This is a genomic window from Nocardioides plantarum, assembly GCF_006346395.1.
GTDB classification, from domain to species: Bacteria; Actinomycetota; Actinomycetes; order Propionibacteriales; family Nocardioidaceae; genus Nocardioides; species Nocardioides plantarum.
The window spans coordinates 42,722-58,381 of record NZ_VDMS01000004.1 but is presented as its reverse complement, the minus strand read 5'-3'; the positions used below and the strand labels follow the sequence as shown (position 1 = coordinate 58,381).

16 protein-coding genes are annotated in these 15,660 nt (G+C 72.3%); 9 read left to right on the top strand and 7 right to left on the bottom strand.

Features of this window, described 5'->3' with window-relative positions; all coding sequences use genetic code 11:
- The first annotated feature begins 79 nt into the window (after window positions 1-79).
- Window positions 80-880: an enoyl-CoA hydratase/isomerase family protein gene (locus FJQ56_RS16470; protein WP_140010689.1), complete on the top strand. Its 801-nt coding sequence runs from the start codon at window positions 80-82 to the stop codon at window positions 878-880.
- Window positions 881-933: 53 nt separating this feature from the next.
- Window positions 934-2,817 carry an ABC transporter ATP-binding protein gene (locus tag FJQ56_RS16465; RefSeq protein ID WP_140010688.1) on the top strand — a complete coding sequence of 628 codons (1,884 nt, stop codon included), beginning with the start codon at window positions 934-936 and terminating at the stop codon, window positions 2,815-2,817.
- Window positions 2,818-3,205: 388 nt separating this feature from the next.
- On the opposite strand, the gene FJQ56_RS16460 is transcribed toward FJQ56_RS16465, so the two are convergent.
- Window positions 3,206-4,024 carry an SURF1 family cytochrome oxidase biogenesis protein gene (locus tag FJQ56_RS16460; protein WP_140010687.1) on the bottom strand — a complete coding sequence of 273 codons (819 nt, stop codon included), beginning with the start codon at window positions 4,022-4,024 and terminating at the stop codon, window positions 3,206-3,208.
- Between the two features lie 93 nt (window positions 4,025-4,117).
- Between FJQ56_RS16460 and moaA the strand changes: the two genes are divergently transcribed.
- Window positions 4,118-5,131: a GTP 3',8-cyclase MoaA gene (gene moaA / locus FJQ56_RS16455; protein ID WP_246084213.1), complete on the top strand. Its 1,014-nt coding sequence runs from the start codon at window positions 4,118-4,120 to the stop codon at window positions 5,129-5,131.
- Here the strand turns inward: moaA and FJQ56_RS16450 are convergent.
- Window positions 5,114-5,323, bottom strand: a complete 210-nt coding sequence (locus FJQ56_RS16450; protein WP_211351123.1) for an acetone carboxylase — start codon at window positions 5,321-5,323, stop codon at window positions 5,114-5,116. The two genes, moaA and FJQ56_RS16450, sit on opposite strands and share 18 nt — an antisense overlap.
- Before the next feature lie 5 nt (window positions 5,324-5,328).
- Window positions 5,329-5,646 carry a DUF3099 domain-containing protein gene (locus tag FJQ56_RS16445; protein ID WP_140010686.1) on the bottom strand — a complete coding sequence of 106 codons (318 nt, stop codon included), beginning with the start codon at window positions 5,644-5,646 and terminating at the stop codon, window positions 5,329-5,331.
- 56 nt (window positions 5,647-5,702) lie between these two features.
- On the opposite strand from FJQ56_RS16445, the gene FJQ56_RS16440 reads away from it, so the two are divergent.
- The 4 genes from FJQ56_RS16440 to FJQ56_RS16425 all read left to right on the top strand — a co-directional run bounded on the left by FJQ56_RS16440 (window position 5,703) and on the right by FJQ56_RS16425 (window position 8,477).
- A complete protein-coding gene (locus tag FJQ56_RS16440) occupies window positions 5,703-5,918 on the top strand; it encodes a dodecin (protein ID WP_140010685.1) in 216 nt (71 codons plus the stop codon).
- 93 nt (window positions 5,919-6,011) lie between these two features.
- Complete coding sequence (locus tag FJQ56_RS16435; RefSeq protein ID WP_170215440.1) at window positions 6,012-6,749, top strand: beta-ketoacyl-ACP reductase; 738 nt, start codon at window positions 6,012-6,014, stop codon at window positions 6,747-6,749.
- Between the two features lies 1 nt (window position 6,750).
- Complete coding sequence (gene fabI / locus FJQ56_RS16430; RefSeq protein ID WP_140010684.1) at window positions 6,751-7,533, top strand: enoyl-ACP reductase FabI; 783 nt, start codon at window positions 6,751-6,753, stop codon at window positions 7,531-7,533.
- The gene (locus tag FJQ56_RS16425) at window positions 7,530-8,477 is read left to right on the top strand and encodes a phosphotransferase family protein (RefSeq protein ID WP_140010683.1); all 948 of its coding nucleotides are present in this window, start codon (window positions 7,530-7,532) and stop codon (window positions 8,475-8,477) included. The genes fabI and FJQ56_RS16425 overlap by 4 nt, the downstream gene beginning before the upstream one ends.
- Before the next feature lie 34 nt (window positions 8,478-8,511).
- On the opposite strand, the gene FJQ56_RS16420 is transcribed toward FJQ56_RS16425, so the two are convergent.
- Window positions 8,512-9,012, bottom strand: coding sequence for a DinB family protein (locus FJQ56_RS16420; RefSeq protein WP_140010682.1), 501 nt, complete (start codon window positions 9,010-9,012; stop codon window positions 8,512-8,514).
- Between the two features lie 69 nt (window positions 9,013-9,081).
- Between FJQ56_RS16420 and FJQ56_RS16415 the strand changes: the two genes are divergently transcribed.
- Window positions 9,082-10,794 carry a Mur ligase family protein gene (locus tag FJQ56_RS16415; RefSeq protein WP_140010681.1) on the top strand — a complete coding sequence of 571 codons (1,713 nt, stop codon included), beginning with the start codon at window positions 9,082-9,084 and terminating at the stop codon, window positions 10,792-10,794.
- A gap of 138 nt (window positions 10,795-10,932) precedes the next feature.
- Here FJQ56_RS16415 and FJQ56_RS16410 read toward each other — a convergent pair whose 3' ends face one another.
- Genes FJQ56_RS16410 through FJQ56_RS16400 form a run of 3 tightly spaced genes read right to left on the bottom strand, consistent with a single transcriptional unit; the run spans window position 10,933 to window position 15,055 of the window.
- Window positions 10,933-11,298, bottom strand: coding sequence for a cupin domain-containing protein (locus tag FJQ56_RS16410; protein WP_140010680.1), 366 nt, complete (start codon window positions 11,296-11,298; stop codon window positions 10,933-10,935).
- Between the two features lie 7 nt (window positions 11,299-11,305).
- Window positions 11,306-14,077 (bottom strand): cyanophycin synthetase, encoded by a 2,772-nt coding sequence (gene cphA, locus FJQ56_RS16405; RefSeq protein WP_140010679.1) that lies wholly within the window; start codon window positions 14,075-14,077, stop codon window positions 11,306-11,308.
- A 12-nt stretch (window positions 14,078-14,089) separates the two neighbouring features.
- A complete protein-coding gene (locus tag FJQ56_RS16400; protein ID WP_140010678.1) occupies window positions 14,090-15,055 on the bottom strand; it encodes a cyanophycinase in 966 nt (321 codons plus the stop codon).
- A 62-nt stretch (window positions 15,056-15,117) separates the two neighbouring features.
- On the opposite strand from FJQ56_RS16400, the gene FJQ56_RS16395 reads away from it, so the two are divergent.
- Window positions 15,118-15,657 (top strand): SixA phosphatase family protein, encoded by a 540-nt coding sequence (locus tag FJQ56_RS16395; RefSeq protein WP_140010677.1) that lies wholly within the window; start codon window positions 15,118-15,120, stop codon window positions 15,655-15,657.
- Window positions 15,658-15,660 lie beyond the last annotated feature (3 nt).

The following is a 15,660-nucleotide window of genomic DNA, read 5'->3' as shown; positions in this document are numbered from 1 at the left end:
GGGGGGTGCGGACACCACCGTGCAACCTCAAGCGAGGTTGAGGTCAAGGACTGTCGGAGCCGGTCCCTAGACTCACCGCATGACCAGCACCATCACCGCCGACCAGCTCGCCGCCGGCCGACTCCGCTACGAGGTCGAGGGCGGCGTCGCCACCATCACCCTCGACAAGCCCGAGGCCCGCAACGCCCAGACCCCGACCATGTGGCGCACCCTCGCCGCCGTCGGCGAGCAGCTGCCCGACGACGTCCGCGTGGTCGTCCTGCGCGGCGCGGGCGCGACGTTCTCGGCGGGGCTCGACCGCACCCTGCTCACTCCCGGCGGCGGCGACGGCCAGGAGAGCGTGGCCGACCTGCTCGCGCAGTCCGACGACGACGTCTCGGCGACCATCGACGCCTACCAGCAGGGCTTCACCTGGCTGCGCGACCCACGCTTCGTCTCGATCGCGGTCGTCCACGGCTACGCCATCGGTGCCGGCTTCCAGCTCGCGCTGTCGTGCGACCTGACGCTCGTCGCCGACGACGCCTACTTCTGCATGAAGGAGGCCGCACTCGGCCTGGTCCCCGACCTCACGGGAACAAGACCGCTGGTCGACGCGGTTGGCTACTCGAGGGCGCTGGAGATCTGCGCCTCGGCCCGCACCGTGTCGGCCGAGGAGGCGGTGCGCATCGGCATCGCCCTCGACTCCGTTCCCGCCGACCGGCTCGACTCCCGACTCGCCGAGCTGGTGGCATCCCTCACCGCACCGATGGTCGGTGCGGTCCGCGAGACCAAGGCGCTCGTCCTCGGCGCCGCCCACCACGACCTCGACACCCAACGTCGACTCGAGCGGGAGGCCCAGGCCCGTCGGTTCCGCGAGCTCGCCGCCCTGCTGGCCACCTGACCCACAGCATCCACCGGGCGCTGAGCACCTAGCACCTCACAGGAGGTGGACCGATGTCCTTCATGTCTCCCAATGCCGCAGCCTGGCGCTCGATGCGCTCCGACCGGAGCGTCGTCGACCGGCGCGTCTCCCGCGAGACCGTACGCCGTGTGTTCGGCTTCGCCCGTCCCCACCGGCGCCTGATCGCGATCTTCCTGTCCATCACCGTCGTCGACTCCGCGATGGTGATCGTGACCCCGCTGCTCGTGCAGCGCATCGTCGACGACGGCATCATCGCGGGCGACGGGGGACTCGTGACCCGGCTGGCGCTCGCCATGGCCGGCGCCGCGCTCCTCAGCGCGGTCCTGGCCGTCTTCGCCGGCTGGTTCTCCTCCCGCATCGGCGAGGGCCTGATCTTCGACCTGCGTACCCAGGTGTTCGGCCACGTCCAGCGCCAGTCCCTCGCGTTCTTCACCCGCACCCAGACCGGGGCTCTCGTCTCCCGGCTCAACAACGACGTGATCGGCGCCCAGCGCGCCTTCACCTCGACCCTGTCCAGCACCGTGTCCAACAGCATCGCCGTCATCGTCGTCGGCATCGCGATGATCGCCCTCAGCTGGCAGGTCACCCTGCTGTGCCTGGTGATGTTCCCGATCCTGTTCTTCGTCTCGCGCTGGGTCGGCGCACGCCTGGCTGGCCTGACCCGCCAGCAGATGGACGGCAACGCCGACCTCGGCAACGTGATGACCGAACGGTTCAACGTCGGCGGCGCGATGCTGCTCAAGCTCTTCGGCCGCCGCAGCGAGGAGGACGACCTCTTCGCCACCAAGGCCGCCCGGGTCCGTGACCTCGGCATCCGGATCTCGCTCATCACGCGCATCTTCGGCGCCTCGATGATGCTCGTGCCCGCGCTCGCGACGGCCCTCGTCTACGGCGTCGGCGGCCACCTCGCCGTCGACGGCACCCTCACGGTCGGCACCCTGCTGGCCCTGGCCACCCTGCTGCTGCGGCTGCTGGGCCCGCTCCAGGGGCTCTCCAACGTCCGCATCGACGTGATGACCGCGCTGGTCAGCTTCGAGCGCGTCTTCGAGGTCCTCGACCTGCCTTCGCTGATCAAGCAGAAGCACGGCGCCGTCGCCCTGCCCCGCGACGCGGGCCGCCTCGAGTTCGACCACGTGTCCTTCAGCTACCCCGGCGCCGATGAGGTCTCCCTCGGCTCCCTGGAGAACCTCGCACGCACCGAGTCCAAGGAGCGCCCCCAGGTGCTCACCGACGTCGGCTTCGTCGCCGAGCCCGGCCAGATGATCGCCCTGGTCGGCCCCTCGGGCGCCGGCAAGAGCACCGTCACCCACCTCGTGGCGCGTCTCTACGACGTCGGCGCCGGCGCCGTCCGCGTCGGCGGCCACGACGTACGAGACGTGACCCTGCAGTCCCTCGAGGACGTCGTCGGCTACGTCACCCAGGACGCCCACATGTTCCACGACACCATCGGCGCCAACCTCCGCTACGCCCGCCCCGACGCCACCGACGACCAGGTCTGGGACGCCCTCGAGGCCGCCCAGATCGCCCCCCTGGTCCGCTCCCTCGCCGACGGCCTCGACACCGTCGTCGGCGACCGCGGCTACCGCCTCTCCGGCGGGGAGCGCCAGCGGCTCGCCATCGCCCGCCTGCTGCTCAAGGCGCCCGCCATCGTCGTCCTCGACGAGGCCACCGCCCACCTCGACTCCGAGTCCGAGGCCGCCGTCCAACGCGCCCTCGACGCCGCCCTCGAGGGCCGTACGTCGCTGGTGATCGCCCACCGCCTCTCGACCGTCCGCAACGCCGACCAGATCCTGGTCCTCGACGGCGGCCGCATCGCCGAGTTCGGCACCCACGCCCAGCTCCTCGACGGCGACGGCCTCTACGCCGACCTCTACCGCACCCAGTTCTTCACCGACGACGCGGTGCCGATCGACTGACCGGGGTCGTGGTGCGGTAGGCACGCGTCGCAGACAAGGGCGGGCTCCGCCGCGCCCTCGTCCAGCGCGGACACCCTGACACCCACCAGATCCGACGACCGGAGCGATTCTCGTGAACCTGGCCCACGCGAATCGCTCCGGTTGGCGCGCCCGGCCACCGGGCGGTGCGTCAGCCACCGAATCGGCCTGCCCGACGCGCCAGAACGGTGGCCCACTAACCGCCCACCTGGCCGGACAAACGGGAGACCTGCGACGAGACGACCTCGCCCGAGTCCGACGTACGCCTGCGGTGGACTCACAGTCTCTAGCTTCGGCGCTAGCGGGGCTCGCACCTCGACCGGCGTGAGGCGGGGCACCTCGCACATCGACGGGCGATCGGGCACCGACCTCAGCGGCGCTGGTACTCCCGCGGCACGTTGGTCTGGCGGACCTTGGCCGGCTTGTCGACCTTCTTGCGGTCGGCCTCGCGCTCGCCGCGCGGTCCGCCGCGGCGCTCGTCGTAGGCGAGGTAGCCGAAGCCGAAGACCGCCAGGACCCCGAAGAACCACCACTGCAGGCCGTAGAAGAAGTGCGGGCCGTTGTCGAGCTCGGGGAGGTCGCGGGCGGCCAGGTCGTCGATGGGCATGCCGTTCTCGGAGACGGCGTCGACGAAGCCGTCGTAGACGGGGCGGCCGATCGCCGTGCCGATCGTGTCGGAGGAGATGGCGCGGGTGGAGAGGTCGTCGACGGCGGTGCTGCTGCCGGTGCCGTTGATGCGGACCCAGCCGACGACCGTGACCTCGCCGGTGGGGGGCTGGGGGACGTCGCCGACGTCGGGGGAGCGGGCGTCGGTCTCGAGGAAGCCGCGGTCGACGACGACCGACGCGCCCGTGTCGGTCACCAGGGGTACGACGACGTCGATGCCGGGGGCGCCGTCGTCGTTGCTGCGGTAGCGCACGATGACCGTGTTGTCGGTGTCGTAGGTTCCGGTGGCCTCGACCCGGCGCCACTCGTCGGCCTCGCCGAGGTTGCGGTCGGGGGAGAGGACGTCGTCGACCGGGGCCGGTGGGCGGGCCTCGTTGGTGCGGATGACGTCGTTGCGGGCCTGACGGTCGTGCAGGCGACCGAACTGCCACTCGCCGAGCCACCAGGCGAGCCCGGCCAGGAGCACGACGATGACCGCGAACGAGACCCAGCGACGGCTGAGCAGGAAGCGGTAGGACCCCACGACACGAGGTTATCCGGCCACCCTCGCGCCAGCCGCGCCGCCGCCCCCCGGAGAATGAGCCGTCCACCACCTGCCGGTCCGTAGACTGAGGGCGTGATCACACCCGTGCAGCTCCTCGCCGACGGCTACGGCCGGGTCGCGACCGATCTGCGCGTGTCGCTGACCGACAAGTGCAACCTGCGCTGCACCTACTGCATGCCGGCCGAGGGTCTCGACTGGATGCCGACCAGCCAGCAGCTCACCGACGACGAGGTCGTCCGGCTGGTGCAGGTCGCGGTGCAGCGGCTGGGCGTGCGCGAGGTGCGGTTCACCGGCGGCGAGCCGCTCGTACGCCGGGGCCTGGTCGACATCGTCGCCCGCACCAAGGCCATCGAGACGCCCCACGGGCCCGTCGAGACCTCCCTGACGACCAACGGCCTCGGGCTGGCCCGTACGGCGGGCGCGCTCGCGCACGCCGGCCTCGACCGGGTCAACGTCAGCCTCGACACCGTGCGACCCGAGACGTTCCTCCAGCTGACCCGCCGTGACCGCTTCGCCGACGTGGTCGCCGGTCTCGCGGCGGCGTCCGATGCCGGTCTCGGTCCGGTGAAGGTCAACGCCGTGCTGATGCGCGGCGTCAACGACGACCAGGCGGTCGAGCTGCTCGGCTGGTGCCTCGAGCGCGGCTACGAGCTGCGGTTCATCGAGCAGATGCCGCTCGACGCGCAGCACGGCTGGTCGCGCGACGGCATGGTCACCGCCGACGAGATCCTGGCTGCCCTCGAGGCGGCCTACGTGCTCACCCCTGCGACCGCGCCTCGAGGCAGCGCGCCGGCCGAGAGCTTCCTGGTCGGCGGTGGCCCGGCCACCGTGGGCGTGATCGCCTCGGTCACCCGGCCGTTCTGCGGTGACTGCGACCGGGTCCGACTGACCGCCGACGGCCAGATCCTCACCTGCCTGTTCGCCCGCCACGAGTCCGACCTGCGCGGTGCCATGCGGGCCGGCGCGAGCGATGACGAGCTGGCCGAGCGCTGGCTCGTCGCGATGCGCGGGAAGCTCGCCGGCCACGGGATCGACGACCCGTCGTTCCTGCAGTCCGACCGACCGATGTCAGCTATCGGCGGCTGAGCCCGCGGCGTGCGGGACGACGTCCTTCAGGAACTGACGCGCCCCGAGGAACCCCGACAGCGACTCGCGGTGCTCGTCGCACGCCAGCCACACCTTGCGCCGGTCGGCCGTGTGCAGCTTGGGGTTGTTCCACAGCAGCTGCCAGGTCGCGGGCGCCCGGCACCCCTTGGACGAGCAGACGTCGGGTTCCACCCGGGTCAGAGCTCGCGACGCTCGCCGGGCCCGAGGGCACGGCGACCGAGGTCGGCCTCGCGCAGCTCGAACCCGTCGGACTGGGTGGCAGCGGCGTTGGCCATCACCACCGCGATGTAGGGCAGCACCAGCGCACCGGCGATGAGGATCGGCCAGAGCCACCCGACCCCGGCCAGCGAGGCGATGATCGCGCCCACGAAGCAGAGGGTGCGCAGGCTCATCGACAGCAGGTAGCGCTTCTGGCGGGCCCGGATGTCGTCCGCCCGGTTGCCGGCGGCCGTGGTGATGCGGACGACGTCGTCGACTGCTTCCTTGCGGGCCATGCCCGTCAGCGTACGCCGCACCGGCGGGCCGTCCGGACACCCCTAAGGTAGGCGTCATGACCAATCGCACCTACCGCCTGACCGAGATCGTCGGCACCTCGCCCGTCGGCATCGAGGAGGCGATCAGCAACGGCATCGAGCGCGCCAGCAAGACCCTGCGCCACCTCGACTGGTTCGAGGTGACCCAGGTCCGCGGCCAGATCAAGGACGGCCAGGTCGAGCACTACCAGGTCGGCATCAAGCTGGGCTTCCGGCTCGAGGACGACGAGTAGGGCCTTCGGCCCGTCGAGGGTTCGTGGTCACGTCGGTGCTCCTGACGCGTGGCACTTTTCGCCTACCTCGCAGTAAGCACTAGCGTCGCCCAGGTGAGTGAGACCCCCGAACCGCCAGCTGCACCCGCAGGCCGTGTCGTGCTCGTCACCGGCGGCAACCGCGGCATCGGTCGTGCCATCGCCGAGGCGTTCGTGGCCCAGGGCGACCGGGTCGCGGTCACCACGCGCAGCGGCGGCGCTCCCGAGGGCGCGCTCGACGTGACCTGCGACGTCACCGACCCAGGTGCGGTCGACGCCGCGTTCGCCACGATCGAGGCCGAGCTCGGCCCCGTGGAGGTGCTGGTCGCCAACGCCGGGATCACCGCCGACACGCTGCTGCTGCGGATGTCGGAGGACGACTGGTCCAGTGTCATCGACACCAACCTCACCGGTTCGTTCCGCCTGGCCAAGCGGGCCACCAAGGGCATGCTGCGCCTGCGGCGCGGCCGGATCATCTTCATCTCCTCGGTCGTCGGGCTGCTCGGCTCGCCCGGGCAGGCCAACTACGCCGCGTCCAAGGCCGGCCTGGTCGGCATGGCGCGGTCGCTGGCGCGAGAGCTCGGCTCGCGGTCGATCACCGCCAACGTGGTCGCGCCCGGGTTCGTGGCCACCGACATGACCGACGTGCTGAGCGACGACCAGAAGACCGCGATCCGCGCCCAGGTGCCGCTCGGGCGGTACGCCGACCCGGCCGAGGTGGCTGCAGCGGTCACCTGGCTGGCGGGCGACGGAGCGGCATACGTGACCGGGGCGGTCATCCCCGTCGACGGCGGACTAGGAATGGGGCACTGACATGGCAGGCATCCTCGACGGCAAGACCATCCTCGTGGCGGGAGTCACGATGGACTCCTCGATCGGGTTCGCGACCGCGAAGGTCGCCCAGGAGCAGGGCGCCACGGTGCTCATCTCCAACTTCGGCCGCGCGCTCGGCATCACCCGCCGCATCGCCAAGCGGCTCCCCTCGACCCCGCCGGTGCTCGAGCTCGACGTCACCGACGACGAGCACCTCGCCGGCCTGGCCGACCAGGTGCGCGAGCACCTGGGCGACGACGCGCACCTCGACGGCGTCGTGCACTCGATCGCCTACGGCAACCCCGAGACGCTCCTCGGCGGCAAGTTCCTCACCGGGCCCTGGCCCGACGTCGCCCAGGCCGTGCAGGTCTCGGCCTACTCCCTCAAGGCCCTGGCGATGGCCGCCCAGCCGCTGATGCGGCCCGGCGGGTCGATCGTCGGCCTCACCTTCGACGCCTCGGTCGCCTGGCCGGTCTACGACTGGATGGGCGTCGCCAAGGCCGCGCTCGAGTCGACCTCGCGCTACCTCGCCCGCGACCTGGGCCCCGACGGCATCCGGGTCAACCTCGTCGCCGCCGGGCCGCTGAAGACCCTGGCCGCCAAGGCGATCCCGGGCTTCGAGGAGCTCGACGCGATGTGGGCCACCAAGGCGCCGCTCGGCTGGGACAACGCCGACCACGAGCCGACGGCCAAGGCCGTCGTCGCGCTGCTGTCCGACTTCTTCCCCGCGACCAGTGGCGAGATCGTGCACGTCGACGGTGGCTTCCACGCGATGGGCGCGTGACGGCGTACGACGACGCCCGGTCGCTGCTGACCGGGCTCGGCCTCGCTCCCGGCGAGGTCCTCGGACACGGTGCCGAGGGCGTCGCGGTGGCGCTGCCCGGCGACCGGGTCGCGAAGGTGTGGCACCAACCGTCGCTGGCCCGTGCCAGGGCGGCGAAGGCGACCCTCGACGCGGTCGCCCGGTCCGGGCTGCCGTTCGCGACGCCGCAGGTGCTCGAGGTCCTCGACCCCTCCGACACGGGCGGGGTGACGGTGACGATCGAGGCGCACCTGCCGGGCGCCCAGCTCGGGCGCGCGTACGCCGACGGTGACGGTGACGGCGAGCCGCTCCCGGTCGACGCGGCGCGGGTCGACCACCTGGTCGCCGTCCTCGCCGCGCTGGCCTCGGTCGAGCCGACTGCGGCCATGAGCGGCCTGCCGGTGCTGCCGGACGAGCCGCCGTTCGCCGCCGGCGGCGACTTCGCCGAGCAGCTGGCCGCGCTGGTCGAGCGCCGTGTCGCACAGGCTCGGGGCCCGCTCATGGCGGCGGTGCCCGACCTCGGCCCGGTGACCCGGGCGACCGTGCGTGCCCTGGGCGGGCTCGCGCCGGCCCGGCCGGCGCTGGTGCACGGTGACCTGGTGCCGATGAACGTCCACGTCGAGGACGGCCGGGTGGTCGCCGTCCTGGATCTCGGGTTCCTCACGACCGCGGGCGATCCGGCCTTCGACGCTGCCGTCACGGCGAGCATCTTCGACATGTACGGCCCGCGGCACCGCGACAGCGAGGCGATCCTCGACGAGGCGTTCACGACCCGGCTCGGGCACGACCCGCACCGCTTCGCGGTCCACCGGGCGGCGTACGCGCTGGCGACCGCGACGGTCTTCAGCCCCGACGGCAGCGACGGCCACTTCGACTGGTGCGTGCAGATGCTGCGTCGCGACGACGTGCGTGCGGCGATCGCCTGAGGGTCGCCGCCGCCGGCGTCGCCCAAGGTGCTGCTCAGAGCACGATGTACTGACGGCCGTCGATGATCTCGCGGACGGCGTCGAGCTGGCCTGCGTGCACGGCGGTCTCGACGAGGACGTGGAGGACCACCGTGCGCAGGTCGGGGAAGGCCATGCCGACCTCGGCCCACCAGTCCTCGGGGGAGGCGGGCGGGTCGTCGAGCGAGCGCGCTGCCACGATCGCGTCGGAGGCGGCGATCGCGTCGCGGTAGTCCTGGAGCACACCGTCGGCCGACTCGTCAGCCCCGACCGACCAGTCGCCGTGATCGTCCTCGGGCCAGAAGTCGAGCGGGCCGCCGGCCACGACGACCTCGAACCAGTAGCGCTCGTCGGAGAGCGTCAGGTGGCGGACGAGCTCGAGGCACGACCACCCGGACGGCAGCACCGGTCGGCGCAGCTGCTCGTCGTCGAGCCCGTCGAGCTGGGCGAGGACGTGAAGACGCTGGGCGGACAGTCGTCCGAGGATCGGGTCGCGCTCGGCGGGACGATCGGTCACCCCTCCAGCCTCGCACGTGCGAGGCGACCGCGTCCGGGCGTCGTGCCGGGTGCTCGATACGGTGCTCCCGTGGTTTCCTCACTGATCGAGCTGCGGGTCCTCGAGGGACCCAACCTCTACTTCCCCCGCGCCGCGATCAAGCTCACCCTCGACATCGGTGGCCTGAGCGAGGCCTCGGAGGAGACCGCCCGCCGCTTCGCGACCCGGATCGGCCTCAAGAACGCCCGGCCCGGCGACCCGGGCTCGGGCTTCCGGCAGCGCTTCGCCCTGCGGGCGGTGGGCCGTCTCGTGCGTGCGGTCGCCCAGGAGTCCGGTACGTCGCGCCTTGGCGTGCGCGTGCGCTCGACCAGCGACGCCCACCAGGTCGTCGTGGCCTTCCCGTGGCGGCACCGCACCCGCGCCCAGGAGATGGGCCACGCGGTCGGCGAGGTGCTCGACGCCATGCCGGGGGGCGACATCGAGGCGGCCGTCAGCGCCGCCGCCGAGCGCGTCGCGGGCGCCGAAGCGGGCCCCGAGCCGACCACGATCCTCCCGCGCGTGCCGGTGGTCGCCGTGACCGGCACCAACGGCAAGACCACGACGTCGCGGATGATCGCCCACATCGGGCGCACCCACGGACTGCACGTGGGCTGGTCCAACACCGACGGCATCTACGTCGACGGCACGCTGGTCGAGGAGGGTGACTACTCCGGCCCGAGCGGCGCCGGGCGGGTCCTGGCCTTCCCCGAGGTCGAGCTCGCCGTCACCGAGACCGCTCGAGGCGGCATCCTGCTCAAGGGCATCGGGCTGGTCCGCAACGACGTCTCGGTCGTCACCAACGTGACCGCCGACCACCTGGGACAGCAGGGCATCGACACCGTCGACCAGCTCGCGGAGGTCAAGGCCGTCGTGCCCCGGATCACCCGCCGCTCCGGCTGGGCGGTGCTGAACGCCGACGACCCGCGCGTCTACGCGATGCGCTCGATGATCAAGGCGCGCCCCTGGGTGTTCTCGCGCGACGTCGACGCACCGGGGGTGCGCGACACGCTCAACGACGGCGGCCGGGCGACCGTGGTGATCGACGGGTGGGTGTCGGTGCTGCGGCCCAACGCCGATCCCGACCCGCTGATCGAGCTCCTCGACGTGCCGATGACCCTGGCCGGCCTGTCCCGCTTCAACGTCGAGAACACGCTGGCGGCCGCGTCGGCGGCTCTCGCGATCGGCATCCCGCGTGACGTCGTCGTCGAGGGCCTGCGCACCTTCCGGCCCGACGCCGAGCACAATCCGGGCCGGATGAACTTCTTCAGCCTGCCCGGGGACGTCTCGGTCGTGATGGACCTGGCCCACAACGAGGCCGGCCTCGAGGCGATGGTCGAGATCATGAACGGGGTCCGCGGGCCGGACCAGCGGATCCTCCTCGGCCTCGGCGTCGTCGGCGACCGCACCGACGACCTCATCGAGAAGCTGGGCGAGATCGCCGCCCGCGACAGCGACGTCGTCGCCATCGGGCACAAGGCGAAGTACCTGCGCGGCCGCACCACCGACGAGCTCGAGGTCCTCATGCGCGCCGGGGCCGAGCGGGTCGGGGTGACCGGGGTCCCGGCGTACCCCACCGAGGTCGCGGCGCTGTCGGCCCTGGTCGGCCAGGCGCTCCCGGGCGACGTGGTCGGGCTGATGTGCCACGCCGAGCGGCAGGAGTGCTACGACTGGATAGCCGAGCACGGCGGCACCCCCGACAGCAGCGAGACGCTGGCGATGAAGGTCCGACGCGCAGCCGGCGCCGAGGGACGAGGCGCGGGCTAGCGCGGAGGAGGTTGAGCAAGCGACACGACCGAGGAACGAGGTCGTACGAGCGCGTCGAAACCACCCCAGCCGGTCTCCGTGGCCGGGCGGACGTGTCCGGGCGGGCTTGTCCGGGCGGGCGATGGGCCGACCCTTGACTCAGACGTCGCCGGGGTCGACCACGTGCCCGGGCGTGCCCAGGTCGACGTCGCCCTCGATGACCAGTGCCACCAGACCGGACGTCGTGCGGGTCTCGTGCAGCTCGTTGGGTTCCCACACCGCGGCCCGACCCGGGCCGATGACCACGGGCTCGCCGTGGCTGCCCGAGACGAGCGCGTCGCCGGAGAGGACGACGAGCAGCTGACGGCCCGCGGCGGGGTGGCGGCCGACGACGCCGCCGGGGCGCAGGGTGACGGTCACCAGGTGGGCCTCGGCGGTCAGTCCGATCGCGCCGATGCTGAAGCCGACGCTGCCGTGGGCCTCGACCGGCCGGTGGGAGGCGGCGGCCAGGTCGAGGATCCGCACGACCCGATCACGACTCCGCGGGGGCCACGTAGTCGGGGTCGGCGGCCGGCGACTCGTCGCTCGCCCCGGACCCGGCCTGGGCGACCGAGGACCAGTTCTCGAGCTCGCTCATCACCGCGGCGTGCTTGTCGACGCACAGGACCAGGAGGTCGCCGCGGTTGGCGCGGGCCATCGCGTGGCGGACCGCGTCGATCTCGTCGTGGACCTCCTCGACCTGCTTGCAGCGCGAGCCGGCGGCCATCGCCGTACGGACGCCCTCGGTGACGAAGCCGGCCACCTCGCCGCGGCGGCGACCGCGCAGGCTCTCGTCCTCGCGGACGATGACGACGTCGAAGTGCTGCGCGGCGATCTCGCCGAGCTCGCGCATGTCCTGGTCGCGGCGGTCGCCGGCGGTGGCGATGACCCCGATGCGCGAGGGCCGGGCCAGCTCGTGGGAGGAGGCCAGGGAGTCACCGGTGCGGTCGACGAAGTCGCCGAGCATCTTCATGCCGGGGGCGTTGTGGCAGTAGTCGACGACCACGTTGACCCCGTTGACCTCGACCTCGTTGAGGCGTCCGGGGGAGAGGTAGTAGCTGGTGGTGAAGGTGCGCAGGCCCTGCCGGATGTCGTGCAGCGGCGCGCCGGCCGCGAAGGCGGCGGCCGCGGCGGCCATGGTGTTCTGCACGTTCATCCGGGCCCGGCCGTTGAACGTCGCGGGCAGCAGGTGGGTCCAGGCGAGCTGCATCTCGCGCGGGCCGTGCTTGACGACGATCATCTCGCCGCGATCGCTCGGGTTGAGCACGAGCGCCTTGCCGCCGCGGCGGCAGTGGGCGTCGATCATGTCGCGGACCTCGGTGCCGGGCTCCTCCATCGAGAACCACACGACCTGGCCCGAGCAGCGGCGCCGCATCTCGCGCACCAGGGGGTCGTCGGCGTTGAGGACGGCGTGGCCGTCGCGCGGGACCGCCTCGACCAGGACCGCCTTGACGTCGGCGAGCTGCTCGACGGTGTCGATGCCGCGCAGGCCGAGGTGGTCGGGCTGCACGTTGAGGACGACGGCGACGTCGTTGCGCTCGTAGCCGAGGCCCTCGCGCAGGATCCCGCCCCGGGCGACCTCGAAGACGGCGAAGTCGACGCGGGGGTTCTGCAGGACCATCCGCGCCGAGCGCGGGCCGGAGGCGTCGGAGCGGATGAGCAGGCGCTCGTCGATCACGACGCCGTCGGTCGAGGTCATCCCGACCTTGCGGCCCATGCCCTTGAAGACGTGGCTGATCATCCGCGACGTGGTCGTCTTGCCGTTGGTGCCGGTGACGGCCACGATCGGGATCCGGCTGGTGGCTCCCGGCGGGAAGAGCATGTCGACGACGGGCTTGGCGATGAACTGCGGCTCGCCGATCGTCGGGTGGGTGTGCATCCGGAACCCGGGCGCGGCGTTGACCTCGCAGATCGCACCGCCGGTCTCGCGCACCGGCTCGGTGATGTCGGGACAGATGAAGTCGATGCCCGCGATGTCGAGTCCGACCATCCGGGCCGCCTCCTCGGCGATCTCGACGTTCTCGGGGTGTGCCTCGAAGGTGCGGTCGATGGAGATGCCGCCGGTCGACATGTTGCCGGTGAGGGCGAGCTTGACCTGGACGCCGTCGGGCGGCACGTCGGTCATCTCGAAGCCCTGCTCGCGCACCAGCTGGACGGCCGCGTCGTCGACCTTGATCCGGGTCAGGACCTTCTCGTGGCCCACGCCGCGGCGCGGGTCGGCGTTGGCGGTGTCGACGAGCTGCTCGACGGTGGCGGTGCCGTCACCGGTGACCGAGGCGGGCACCCGCTCGGCGATGGCCGCGACCCTGCCGTCGATGATCAGGCAGCGGTAGTCCTTGCCGACGATCTGCGACTCCACCAGGATCACGCCGCGCCGCGACTCCTCCTTGGCGATCACGAAGGCGGCGCGCACGTCGTCCTCGTTCTCGTTGTCGAGGATCACCCCGCGGCCGTGGTTGCCGTCGAGGGGCTTGAGCACGACAGGGTAGCCGATCCGCTCGGCGGCGCGGATCGCCTGCTCGACGGTGCGCATCACCTCCTGCTTGGGCACCGGCAGGCCCGCCGCGCCGAGCAGCGAGGTCGTGAGGTCCTTGTCGGAGGCGATGTCGACGGCGATGGCGCTGGTGGCCGACGTCATCGTCGCCCGGATGCGCTTGGCGTGGACGCCCTGCCCGAGCTGGACCAGGGAGTGCTGGTTGAGGCGGATCCAGGGGATGTCGCGCGACACCGCCTCGTCGAGGATCGCCTGCGTCGAGGGGCCGAACGCGGTGCGCTGGGCCCGCTTGATGAACTCCTCGAGCGCGGCGTCCCAGTCGAACTCGGGGTCGGCCTCGACCAGGTGGTTGACCAGTCGCACCGCGAGCCGTGCGGCGGCGAGCCCGACCTGCTCGTCGGCGTACCCGAAGACGACGTTGTAGAGGCCCTTGTGGCCCTTGACCCCGCGGGTCTTGCCGCGGCGGATGTCGTGGCCGACGACCTGCTGGAGCGCGAGGGCTGCGTGCTCGGCCACGTGGCCCAGCCAGGTGCCCTCGTTGAGGCGCTCGACGAAGCCGCCGCGCTTGCCGCGGGAGCAGGAGTGCTCGCGCAGCCCCGGCAGCATCGTGAGGAGGTTGTCGGTGAAGCCGGGGATCGTGTTGGTCGGGAAGTCCTCGAGGGCGCCGAGGTCGACGACCAGGTGGATGGCCTTGTCGTAGGACCACACGTTGGCCCCGCGGTAGACGCGGGTCTCGACGATCGAGAGGTCGGGCGTGGGACGTTCGCTCACGGGGGTCCGTCCTTACTTCGTGGCGCGGCTGCGGGCCAGCCGCCGCTTGAGGGTGGTCGGGTCGGCGTCCGCGGCGGCGATGTCGCGGGCGAGCTGGCGCAGGTCCTGACCGGCCTCGGCCATCTCGGCCGCCTCGGTCGGGTCGACGGTCGCGGCGTGGGGCACCAGCGTGCGGGTGGTCAGGTCGAAGGACGAGCCCTCCGGCAGCACGTGCAGCACGACGCCGCTGGCGAGGATGGCGGTGGACCGCTTGGCCTCGAAGGCGTTGGTGGTGATGCGCGCGGGGTCCATGATCGTGACCGCGCCGCGGCCCAGCACCCGCAGCACCTCGTGGTCGTCGCCGCCGGGCAGGGCGGCAGGCACGGTCTCGACGATCGCCGCGGTGTCCTCGTCGACGCCGATCCCGAGCAGCTGCGGTGACTGGGACACGATCATCAGCAGCCGGCCGTAGCGGTTGCGCTGGTCGAAGTGCTGGTCGATCACCGAAGACTCGAGCAGCCCGAGCCCGGCCGCGACCTGGGTCATCCGCTGCTTGGGGGTCGACCCCGGTCCGCCGAAGGCCACCATGTGGCTCGACTGGATGCTCGCCCCGGCCGACGTGCCGGCGACGACGACGCCCCGCGTGTGCGCCGCCACGATCTCGTCGCCCAGCGGCGTGCCGCAGACGATCGCGGACAGCTTGAGCTGGTTGCCGCCGGTCATGAAGATGCCGGTCACGTCGCCCAGGCGCGTGACCAGGTCGGGGTCGTGGGCGTCGTCGCGCGACTGGGGACGGATGGCCACGACGTCGGCGGCGCCCTCGCGACGGAACAGGGCGTCGTAGACCTCGACGACCTCGGGACCGAGGGACGAGGCGGTCGGCACCACGGCGATCCGCGCCTCCGGTCCACCGGACCGGGCCACGAAGTCCTTGAGGATGGTGCGACGGCGCAGCTTGTCCTCGGCTCCGCCGATGATCATGAGGGGACCGGGAGGCATGGAGACCACCCTAGTGACGTCGTACGACGGACCCGCGGGTGCTCTCAACTACTGTGACCCACATGGTGGACCGGACTCGCACGCTCGTGGTGATGCGGCACGCGAAGGCCGAGCCGGCCGGCCCGAGCGACGCCGAGCGGGCGCTCGCCCCGCAGGGTCACGGCGACGCCGAGGCCGCCGGCCGGTGGCTGCGCGACCGGGGCCTCGGCCCCGACGCGGCCCTGGTCTCCGCAGCGCGGCGCACCCGGGAGACCTGGGAGCGCGTGGCCGGAGCCGCGGGCTGGGCGCTCGAGCCGACGCTCGACGAGGGGCTCTACGCCGCCGACGCCGAGACCGCGCTCGACCTGGTGCGCCTGCTCGACGACGAGGTCGGCACGGCCCTCGTGATCGGGCACAACCCCACCGTGCACTCCCTGGTCAGCTCCCTCGACGACGGTGAGGGCGACGCCGACGCCGGCCACGAGATGCTGCTCGGGTTGTTCCCGACGAGCGCGACCGCGGTGCTCACCTTCACCGGCTCGTGGGGCGACCTCGCGGTCGGCCGGGCCAGCCTCGTCGGCTACCACGTCGGGCGGCAGGACGGGCTCCCGGAGGGGCGATAGGGC

Excerpts from the sequence above, each read along its gene's own strand:
- FJQ56_RS16470 (WP_140010689.1), top strand. The coding sequence starts at position 80 with ATGACCAGCACCATCACCGCCGACCAGCTCGCCGCCGGCCGACTCCGC.
- FJQ56_RS16465 (WP_140010688.1), top strand. The coding sequence starts at position 934 with ATGTCCTTCATGTCTCCCAATGCCGCAGCCTGGCGCTCGATGCGCTCC.
- FJQ56_RS16445 (WP_140010686.1), bottom strand. The coding sequence starts at position 5,646 with ATGGCCCGCAAGGAAGCAGTCGACGACGTCGTCCGCATCACCACGGCC.
- FJQ56_RS16440 (WP_140010685.1), top strand. The coding sequence starts at position 5,703 with ATGACCAATCGCACCTACCGCCTGACCGAGATCGTCGGCACCTCGCCC.
- fabI (WP_140010684.1), top strand. The coding sequence starts at position 6,751 with ATGGCAGGCATCCTCGACGGCAAGACCATCCTCGTGGCGGGAGTCACG.
- FJQ56_RS16400 (WP_140010678.1), bottom strand. The coding sequence starts at position 15,055 with ATGCCTCCCGGTCCCCTCATGATCATCGGCGGAGCCGAGGACAAGCTG.
- FJQ56_RS16395 (WP_140010677.1), top strand. The coding sequence starts at position 15,118 with ATGGTGGACCGGACTCGCACGCTCGTGGTGATGCGGCACGCGAAGGCC.